This window comes from Lentzea sp. (genome assembly GCF_036380075.1).
In the GTDB taxonomy this organism is placed as follows: Bacteria; Actinomycetota; Actinomycetes; order Mycobacteriales; family Pseudonocardiaceae; genus Lentzea.
Genome location: NZ_DASVFL010000097.1, coordinates 1 through 9,180, shown reverse-complemented (window position 1 = coordinate 9,180; position 9,180 = coordinate 1). Strand labels below are relative to the sequence as shown.

Below are 9,180 nucleotides of genomic sequence, written 5' to 3'. Positions count from 1 at the left end.
CCGTCGCAGTCGTCCGTGCCGTTCTTGTTGCCGTCGACGTACTCGCCGGTGGGCACGACCCGGTTGCCGAAGCGCGGGTTGCGCGGGTCGACGCCGGTGTCGATGATCGCGATCTTGACGCCCTTGCCCGTCGCGAACCGGTGCGCCTGCTCCAGGTTCAGCTGGACCTGGCCCCAGGGCTTGGTCTCGATCAGCTCGCTCTTCGTGTCCGACTCGACGCAGCCCTTGTTGGTGCGCTTGTAGGTCACGTCCGGCTTGCCCTCGTCCTTGGGCGGCGGGGTGCCGGGCCGCAGCTCCGGCGGCACCGAGTTCGGCCGGGCCGCGGCGGAGGAGGTCGACGACGGCTGCGCGGAAGCCTGGGGGAGCGCTCCCGTGAGCAGCAGCAGTCCGGCGGTCGCTGCCGCCGCGGTGCGCCTGATGCCGGACGTCATAGCGAGATCAGGCCCCTGAACACCGAGTACATGTCCATCACGGCCAGTGCCAGCGGCACGACCGCGGCGATCAGGATCGCCTCGATGATGTCGACGGTGCGGCGCAGCGGCGGCGAGAACTTCTGGCCGGGGAAGACGACGCCGAGCACCAGCGCGGCGGCGCCGAGCAGCAGCAGCGCGCCGAACACGAACGCGATGCGGTCGAACGACGAGGACATGATCAGCCAGCCGAGCAGGATGCCCGCGCTCGCGAACATGCCGGTCGACAGCAGCGCCACGGCCTGGGCGCCGTTGGCGTAGGCGCGGCCGCGCATCATCAGCACGATCGCGACGACGATGCCGTAGATCGGGCCCCAGATCGTGTCGGCGGACGCGGCGACGATGGCGGCCAGCGCCGCGACGGCGCCGGTGCCGATGATCATGCCGGTCAGGTACTCGTGCGCCACGGCCGTGCGGCGCTCGATCACCGCGTACTCCGGGAAGCCGGTGTCCTCCTTGAGGTCCTCGGCGTTCGTCGGCACGACGGGCGGCGGGATCTTGGCCAGCTGGAGCGTGAGCCTGGGCAGCAGCGACAGCGCGCCGAGCGCCACGGCACCGGTCGCGGCGGCGACACCCGGCAGCGGGTGCTCGACGAACGTCGCGACGAGGAACGCCAGGGAGACGAACGTGCCGGCCGTGGCACCGGCGATGAACACCGTGATGCCCTGGCCGATCAGCAGGATGCCGCCCCACGCGAAGATCATCAGCAGCGCCGAGGCGAGCAGCATCTTCGGGTTGAAGCCCACCCCGGGCACCGCGTGGTAGCCCGCGACGAACGCCAGCGGCAGGGACCCGCACGCGGCGATCAGCACGCCGGTCGACACGGCCGAGTAGGCCCTGGCGATGGTCGCGCCGACGGCCAGCAACGTGACCGCGCCGACACCGCCGGTGATGGCGGCCGCCAGACCGCTGCCGGAACCGCCCTGCGTGAGCGGGCCCGACAGGAACAGCGCCACCGCGGACGCGAGCAGCGCGAGCGCGCCGGCGATGTGGCCGAACCGCTGCGCGGTCTCCTTGGTCCACGGCCGGAACGAGTCCGGGTCGGACTCCGCGATCGCGTCGACGACGTCGTCGTACAACGGCGGCGGCGGGTTCTCGTTGCGGCGCCGCAACTGCAGCAGCTCGCCGTCGACCACGCCGAGCGACGCGAGCGTGCGCGCGGGGTCGAGCGGGCTGTCGCCGAGCTTCGCGAGGCACCAGCCGCCGTGCCTGACGCCACCGTCCGGAGTGGCCTCTCTCGCCATGTCCAGCAGCATCGGCAGGAGATCGGCCACCGCCACGTCGGCAGGCAGCGCGACGTCGATACGCGTTCGAGGTGCCACCACCGTGACACGGCTGAACACCGTCGTACCGGTCGCCACCAGGGCCCCCTAAGTCAGATCTGTGTTGCGAACTCTTGGCCCGAGCCTATTGGCCCACCAGGGCGGTCCACGGGCGGCCCTAGTATGGCCGCACCGACGCCTGTTGCACGTGTGGTTCGCAGAACACGTTCGACTGGGTTTTTTTCCGACCCGCCCCTCGTGACGCGCGCGAATGCGCAATAGTGTCGGTTGCTACCGGTGGCGTATTGAGATGATGTCGAAGAGGTGCCTGTCAGTTGAGCACGCTGCAGTTCAAGCGAACGGCACGCCTTGCTGCTCCCCGGCCTCCCGGCGGCGAGGTCCACCTCGAGCCGCCACCTGAGGTCCCGCGGATCATCCCTGGCAACATCATGATGAAGGCGATGCCCGTCGTCATGATCATCGCGTCCGTCGGCATGATGGGCATGATGTTCGTGTTCGCGCCGCGGCAGCCCGCGGCGATGATCATGCCGGGCATGATGATGATCTCGACCATCGGCATGATGGCGAGCGGCATGGGGTCCGGCAAGGGCCAGAAGAAAGCCGAGATGAACGAGGACCGCAAGGACTACCTGCGGTACCTCGGCCAGATGCGCGACCGCGCCCGCGAGGCTGCCGACGAGCAGCGCGCCGAGCGCGAGTGGGTGCACCCGGACCCGCAGATGCTGTGGTCCCTCGCAACCACCCGCCGCATGTGGGAACGCCGTCAGAACGACCCCGACTTCTGCCACCTGAGGGCCGGCCGGGGCTCGCAGCGCCTCGCCACCCGCCTGGTGCCGCCGCAGACCGGACCGGTCGAGGAGCTGGAGCCGATCGCGACGCTGGCGCTGCGCCGGTTCGTGCGCGCGCACTCGCTCGTCCCCGAGCTGCCGATCTCGATCGCGCTGCGCGGGTTCGCCGCCGTCGGCCTGCTCGGCGAGATGGAGGACCGCCGCGACCTCGCGCGCGCCCTCATCGCCCAGCTCGTCACCTTCCACGCCCCGGACGACCTGCTCATCGCGGTCGTCAGCGCGGGCCGCACCAAGCAGCTGTGGGAGTGGGCGAAGTGGCTCCCGCACGCCCAGCACCCCACCGACATCGACGGCATCGGCCAGCGCCGCATGATGGCGAACTCGCTCGCCGAGATCGAGGCGATGCTGGACGAGAACCTGCGCGACCGGCAGCGGTTCACCCGCAACGCCCCGCCGCCGCCCGACCAGCCGCACATCGTGATCGTCATCGACGACGGCGACATCAGCCGCGAGGAGATGATCATCCTCGAGGAGGGCCTGGTCGGCGTCACGCTGCTCGACCTCTCCGAGTGCCTGGGCAACCTGACGGCCCGCCGCGGCCTGCGCCTGGTCATCGAGAACGGCCAGCTCGGCGCCCGGTCCGCGAGCGGCGTCGAGTGGTTCGGCGCTCCCGACCGCCTGTCGGTCGTCGAGGCCGAGGCGCTGGCCCGCAGGCTCTCGCCGTACCGCATGGGTGCCGCCGGCGAGGCCGGTGGCGACAGCGGCGAGGACCCGTTGGCGATGACCAACAACCCGCCGATCCTCGAGTTCATGGGCATCCCGGGCGACCCGATCACGTTCGACGTGCAGCAGGCGTGGCGCCCGCGGCCCAAGCGCGACCGCTACCGCATCCCGTTCGGCATCGGCGAGCACGGCCAGCAGGTCGAGCTCGACATCAAGGAAGCCGCAGAGGACGGCATGGGCCCGCACGGCCTGTGCATCGGCGCGACCGGTTCCGGCAAGTCGGAGTTCCTCCGCACCCTGGTGCTGGGCCTGCTGGCCTCGCACTCGTCGACGGCGCTCAACATGATCCTCGTCGACTTCAAGGGTGGTGCGACGTTCCTCGGCCTGGACAAGGCCCCGCACGTCGCCGCGACGATCACCAACCTGGCGGGCGACCTCACCCTGGTCGACCGCATGAAGGACGCCATCGCCGGCGAGGTGTCGCGCCGCCAGGAGGTCCTGGCGAAGGGCAACTACAAGAACGTCTGGGACTACGAGAAGGCCCGCGAGAACGGCGCCCAGCTCGACCCGCTGCCCGCGCTCTTCATCTGCATCGACGAGTTCTCCGAGATGCTGACGGCGAAGCCGGACTTCATCGACATCTTCCTCCAGATCGGTCGTGTCGGCCGGTCGCTGCAGATGCACATGCTCCTCGCGTCGCAGCGCCTGGAGGAGGGCAAGCTGCGCGGTCTGGACACGTTCCTCTCGTACCGGATCGGTCTGAAGACCTTCAACGCGGCGGAGTCGCGCGCGGCGATCGGTGTGCCGGACGCCTACGAGCTGCCGCCGATCCCGGGCTCCGGCTACCTCAGCGTGCAGGGCATGCCGCTGACCAGGTTCAAGGCGCTCTACGTCTCGGGCACCTACCGCCCGTCGGGCATGCAGTCCGCCGGCGAGTCGGTGGCCGTGCGCAGCGACAAGCGCCCGCGGTTCTTCGTGCCGGACTTCATCGAGATCCCGAAGGAGCCGGAGCGCCCGGTCGAGCCGATGCAGGTCGCGGCCGCGCCGGTCAAGGAGGACGCGAACGAGCCGACGCAGCTCGAGCTGATCGTCGACCGCCTCGTCGGCCAGGGCCCGCCCGCGCACGAGGTGTGGCTGCCGCCGCTGAACGAGCCGCCGACGATGGACACGATGCTGCCGCCGCTCGACGTGACGCAGGACCGCGGTCTCACGTCACCGGGCTACCCGGCGAACAGCACGCTGCAGATCCCGGTCGGCGTGGTCGACAAGCCGTTCGAGCAGCGCCGCGACCTGCTGTGGGCGGACTTCTCCGGTGCGGCCGGCCACGGCGCGGTCGTCGGCGGTCCGCAGTCGGGCAAGTCGACGCTGCTCAGGACGATCGTCGCGTCGATGTCGCTCACGCACACGCCGCAGGAGGCGCAGTTCTACTGCATCGACCTCGGTGGTGGCACGCTCGCGTCGATGGAGGACCTGCCGCACGTCGGTGGCTTCGCCGGCCGTCTCGACGTCGACAAGGTCCGCCGCATGGTGGCCGAGCTCCAGACCCTGATCACCGAGCGCGAGCTGCGGTGGCGCGACCAGCGCATCGACTCGATGGCCGAGTTCCGCAACCGCAAGCGCCGCGGTGAGATCCACGACGACGCCTTCGGCGACGCGTTCCTGATCGTCGACGGCTGGATGAACTTCCGCCAGGAGTTCGAGATGGTCGAGCCGCAGGTCCAGGCGCTGGCGGCGCAGGGTCTGTCCTACGGCGTGCACGTGATCGTCGCCGCCAACCGGTGGGCGGAGATCCGGCCCGCGATGAAGGACCTCCTCGGCACCCGGTTCGAGCTGCGCCTCGGTGACCCGAGCGAGTCCGAGATCGACCGCAAGGTCGCGGTCAACGTGCCGCCCGGCCGTCCCGGCCGCGGTCTCACCGGTGACAAGCTGCACTTCCTCACCGGTCTGCCGCGCATCGACACCTCGCAGGACCCGACGACGATCTCGTCCGGCGTGCAGGACCTCAGCAACAAGCTCAACCAGTCCTGGCAGGGCCCGCGCGCCCCGCAGGTCCGGATGCTGCCCGACCTGCTCGACTACGGGCAGTTCATGCAGCAGGTCCAGCAGGTCAACCCGAACCGCGGCCACCTGGTCCCGGTCGGCGTCAACGAGGACGAGCTCGCGCCGGTCTACATGGACTTCGACGCGGACCCGCACTTCTTCACGCTGGCCGACGGCGAGTCCGGCAAGACGAACATGTTGCGCACGATCATCCGCGGCATCATGACCAGCTACACCTCCTCGGAGGCGCTGATCCTGCTCGCGGACTACCGCCGCACCCTGCTCGGCTTCATCGACACGGACCACCTGCTCAGCTACGCCGTCTCGTCGACGCAGCTGACGCAGAACGTCCTGGAGGTCAAGGGCTCGCTCACCAAGCGCATGCCCGGCCCGGACGTCACGCAGGAACAGCTGCGCAACCGCTCCTGGTGGACCGGTCCCGAGGTGTTCATCATCGTCGACGACTACGACCTGGTGGCACCGCAGGGCGCGGCGAACCCGCTGCAGCCGCTGGCGGAGTTCATCCCGCAGGCCAAGGACGTCGGTCTGCACATCGTGCTGGCCCGCCGCATGGGTGGTGCGTCCCGCGCGATGTACGACCCGGTCCTCGGCAAGCTGAAGGAGATCTCGGCGCCGCTGTTCGTCGGGTCCGGTTCGAAGGAGGAGGGCAACATCGTCGGCAACCTCAAGCCGTCGCCGCAGCCTCCCGGCCGGGGCACGATGGTGACCCGCAAGCACGGTCAGCAGCGCATGCAGTTCTCCTGGATCCAGCCGGACTAGGTTCCCCGTCCGACGACCTCGTGGGTGGTCCCGCCGTTGGGGCGGGGCCACCCACGAGTCGTTTCGCGTGTCCGTTGCCGTTGCCGCGCAAGTGAAAAGGGCCCGCGGCCGAAGCCGCGGGCCCAACCGGACAGCAGGGGACCGTCCGGTTCCCCCATGACCGGGTTCCGTCCTGACCGGACCACTGGGGAGGGCCGGCCGGGAAGGAACTTGCGACGACCGCGACACCCCCCCAAACTTCCGCTGTCACCGTCGTCCTCCGGCTGAACACCACTCTGCACGGCCGCGCTCACACTTCGGTCACACGTCGAACCGGCGGTCCTACACTCGGTGCACGGCCATCGGGGAGAGGGCGAAGTGCGAGTCGAGTACCGCGTGCTGGGACCGCTGGAGGTGCTGCTCGACGGCGTCCCGGTCACCGTCCCGGCCGGTCGCTGCCGCGTGCTGCTGGCCACGTTGCTGTTGCGCGCCAACCGGTTCGTGTCCGTCGACGAGCTGGTGGACGTGGTGTGGGACGGTGCCCCGCCGAGCGCGGACCGGGCGGACAAGACGTTGCAGATGGTCGTGGCCCGCCTGCGGCAGGCGCTGGGCCCGGCGAACTGCGTGCAGACCGCGCGCAGCGGCTACCGCGCCTCGGTCGACGCGTCGCTGCTCGACCTGCTGCGGTTCCGTTCGCTGGTCGCGTCCGGCGACTTCGCCGCCGCGGCGGACCTGTGGCGCGGCCCGATGCTCACCGACGTCAGGTCCGGTGCCCTGCACCGGCACGACGTGGCGCTGGTGACCGAGGAGCGGCTGTCGGCGCTGGAACGGCGCGTCGCCGCCGACCTGGACGCGGGCAGGGCCGCCGACCTCGTCGCGGAACTGCGCGGGCTGACCGCCGAGCACCCGTTCCGCGAGGTCTTCTGGGGTCAGCTGATGCTGGCGCTGGCGCAGTCGGGCCGGCAGGCCGCGGCGCTGACCGCCTACCAGGACGTCCGCGCGTTGCTGTCCGACGAGCTGGGCATCGACCCCGGTGCGGACCTCAAGGCCGTGCACCAGCAGGTGCTCTCCGGTTCGGTGCGCGTGCGCGGGCCCGTGCCCCGCCAGCTGCCGACGGCCGTGCCGCGGTTCGTCGGCCGCGCCTCCGAGCTGGACGACCTGACCGGCCTGGTGCGCGACGAGCTGGTGGTCGCCGCGATCACCGGCACCGCGGGCGTCGGGAAGACGACCCTGGCCGTGCACTGGGCCCGCGGGGTCGCCGACCGGTTCCCGGACGGCCAGCTCTACGTGAACCTGCGCGGCTTCGACCGCCACCGCGACCCGATGGCGCCCGGCGACGCGCTGAGCCGGTTCCTGGAAGCCCTCGGCATCGCCCCCGACCGCGTCCCCGCCGACCTCGAGGCGCAGTCCGCGCTGTACCGCAGCCTCGTGGCCGACCGCAGGGTGCTGGTGGTGCTCGACAACGCCCGCGACGCCGAGCAGGTCCGCCCGCTGCTGCCGGGACCGTCCTCGTGCCTGGTGCTCGTCACCAGCCGCGACCGCCTCACCGGTCTCGTCGTCAACGAGGGCGTGCGGCAGCTGGCGTTGGACGTGCTGACCCGCGCGGAGGCCCACGCCCTGCTCGTCAGCCGTCTGGGAGCCGACCGCGTGGGTGCCGCCGACGACCTGATCAGGTGGTGCGGCGGCCTGCCCCTGGCACTGGCGATCGTCGCGGCCCGCGCCTCGCAGTTCCCGGAACTGCCGCTGTCCGCGCTGGTGGCCGAGCTGGCCGACGAACGGACCCGCCTCGACACCCTGGACACCGGCGACGCGGCCACCAGCGTCCGCACGGTGTTCCAGTGGTCGTACCAGCAGCTCAGCGCTCCTGCCGCGCGGATGTTCCGGCTGATCGGGGTGCACCCCGGACCCGACATCACCGTCGCGGCCGCGACCAGCCTCGCCGGGTGGTCGTCGGACGAGACGCGCGAGTGCGTGCGGGAGCTGGTGCGGGCGAACCTGGTGGTGGAGCACGTGCCGGGCCGGTTCACGTGCCACGACCTGTTGCGGGTCTACGCGGCCGACCGCGCCGCGGCGGAGGAGACGGCCGAGTCCCGTGCTGCTGCCGAGCAGCGGATGTTCGGCCACTACGTCCACACGCTCGCCTGGAGCGACCGCGAGTTCAACCGGGGTGAGCGGCAGGTCGACGGCTTTCCCGATCCCGCCGTCAGTTCGGAGACGTTCGCCGATCGACCGGCGTCAGCCGACTGGTTCGTCGCCGAACGTGCGGTGATCAGCGCTCTGGTCGTGCTCGCCGAGCAGCGCGGACTCGACAGCTGCAGCTGGCAGCTCCCGTGGTTCGCCAGTTCGCAGATCGACCGGTTCGGTGACTGGCGCGGCTGGGTCGAGCGGATGGGACGCGGCTCGCTGGCCGCGACCCGCGCCGGCGAACCCCACGTAGCTGCGAAGCTGTTGTTCCTGCAGGCGGTCGGTTGCGTCAGGAACGCGATGTACGAGCGGGGCAAGGAACTGTTCGAGGACTGCAGCCGGGCCTTCGAGGTGCTGGGTGTGGTTGACGAGCAGGTGCGTGCTCAGAGCGGTGTCGCCTGGGTGCTGGGGATGCTGGGCCGCGCGCAAGAGGCGGTGGAGGTGGCGCGAGACGCGCTGGAACTGCAGCGCCGTGTGGCCGACGCGGATCCTGGTCGCATCGCCATGGCGCTCCAACAGGTCGCTTACGCGCTCATCGAAGCCGGTCGGTACCGCGAAGGGCTCGAACACCTCGACGAACTGGACGCGCTGAACCGGACGTACGAAGTCAATCCGGCGATGCTGGGACAGGCGGCTGTCAGCAGGAGCCAGGCGCAGATCGAGCTCGGCGAGACGAACGGAGTCGCTGAGATCCTGCACAGCGCGCTCGGCTGGTTCCAGCTGATGGGAGGGTGGGCAGATCGAGCCGCCACGCACGAGCGCATGGGTGACCTGCACTTCAAGCTGGAGGAGCTCACCGAGGCACGCCGCTGGTGGACCGATGCGCTGGAGTTCTACGAGCTTCGTCAGCACCCACATGTGGACAAGCTGAAGGCCAAGCTCGCCACCCTGCCCGAGAACTGACGAGCGGTGCTGGTGGCCCCCCAGGAACCT

At 70.6% G+C, this 9,180-nt stretch carries 3 protein-coding genes and 1 pseudogene; 2 read left to right on the top strand and 2 right to left on the bottom strand.

Annotation, left to right across the window (positions count from 1 at the left end; genetic code table 11):
* Both VF330_RS11595 and eccD read right to left on the bottom strand, forming a co-directional pair.
* Positions 1 to 431 (bottom strand): annotated as a pseudogene (locus VF330_RS11595) (type VII secretion-associated serine protease mycosin); the annotation flags it as partial.
* On the bottom strand, positions 428 to 1,831 hold the full coding sequence (gene eccD / locus VF330_RS11590) for a type VII secretion integral membrane protein EccD (RefSeq protein ID WP_330851547.1): 1,404 nt from the start codon (positions 1,829 to 1,831) through the stop codon (positions 428 to 430). The pseudogene VF330_RS11595 and the gene eccD, both read right to left, overlap by 4 nt.
* 236 nt (positions 1,832 to 2,067) lie before the next feature.
* Between eccD and eccCa the strand changes: the two genes are divergently transcribed.
* Entirely contained in the window at positions 2,068 to 6,084 is a 4,017-nt protein-coding gene (gene eccCa, locus VF330_RS11585) for a type VII secretion protein EccCa (RefSeq protein WP_330851546.1), read from the top strand.
* A 357-nt stretch (positions 6,085 to 6,441) separates the two neighbouring features.
* Positions 6,442 to 9,150 carry an AfsR/SARP family transcriptional regulator gene (locus VF330_RS11580; RefSeq protein WP_330851545.1) on the top strand — a complete coding sequence of 903 codons (2,709 nt, stop codon included), beginning with the start codon at positions 6,442 to 6,444 and terminating at the stop codon, positions 9,148 to 9,150.
* Positions 9,151 to 9,180 lie beyond the last annotated feature (30 nt).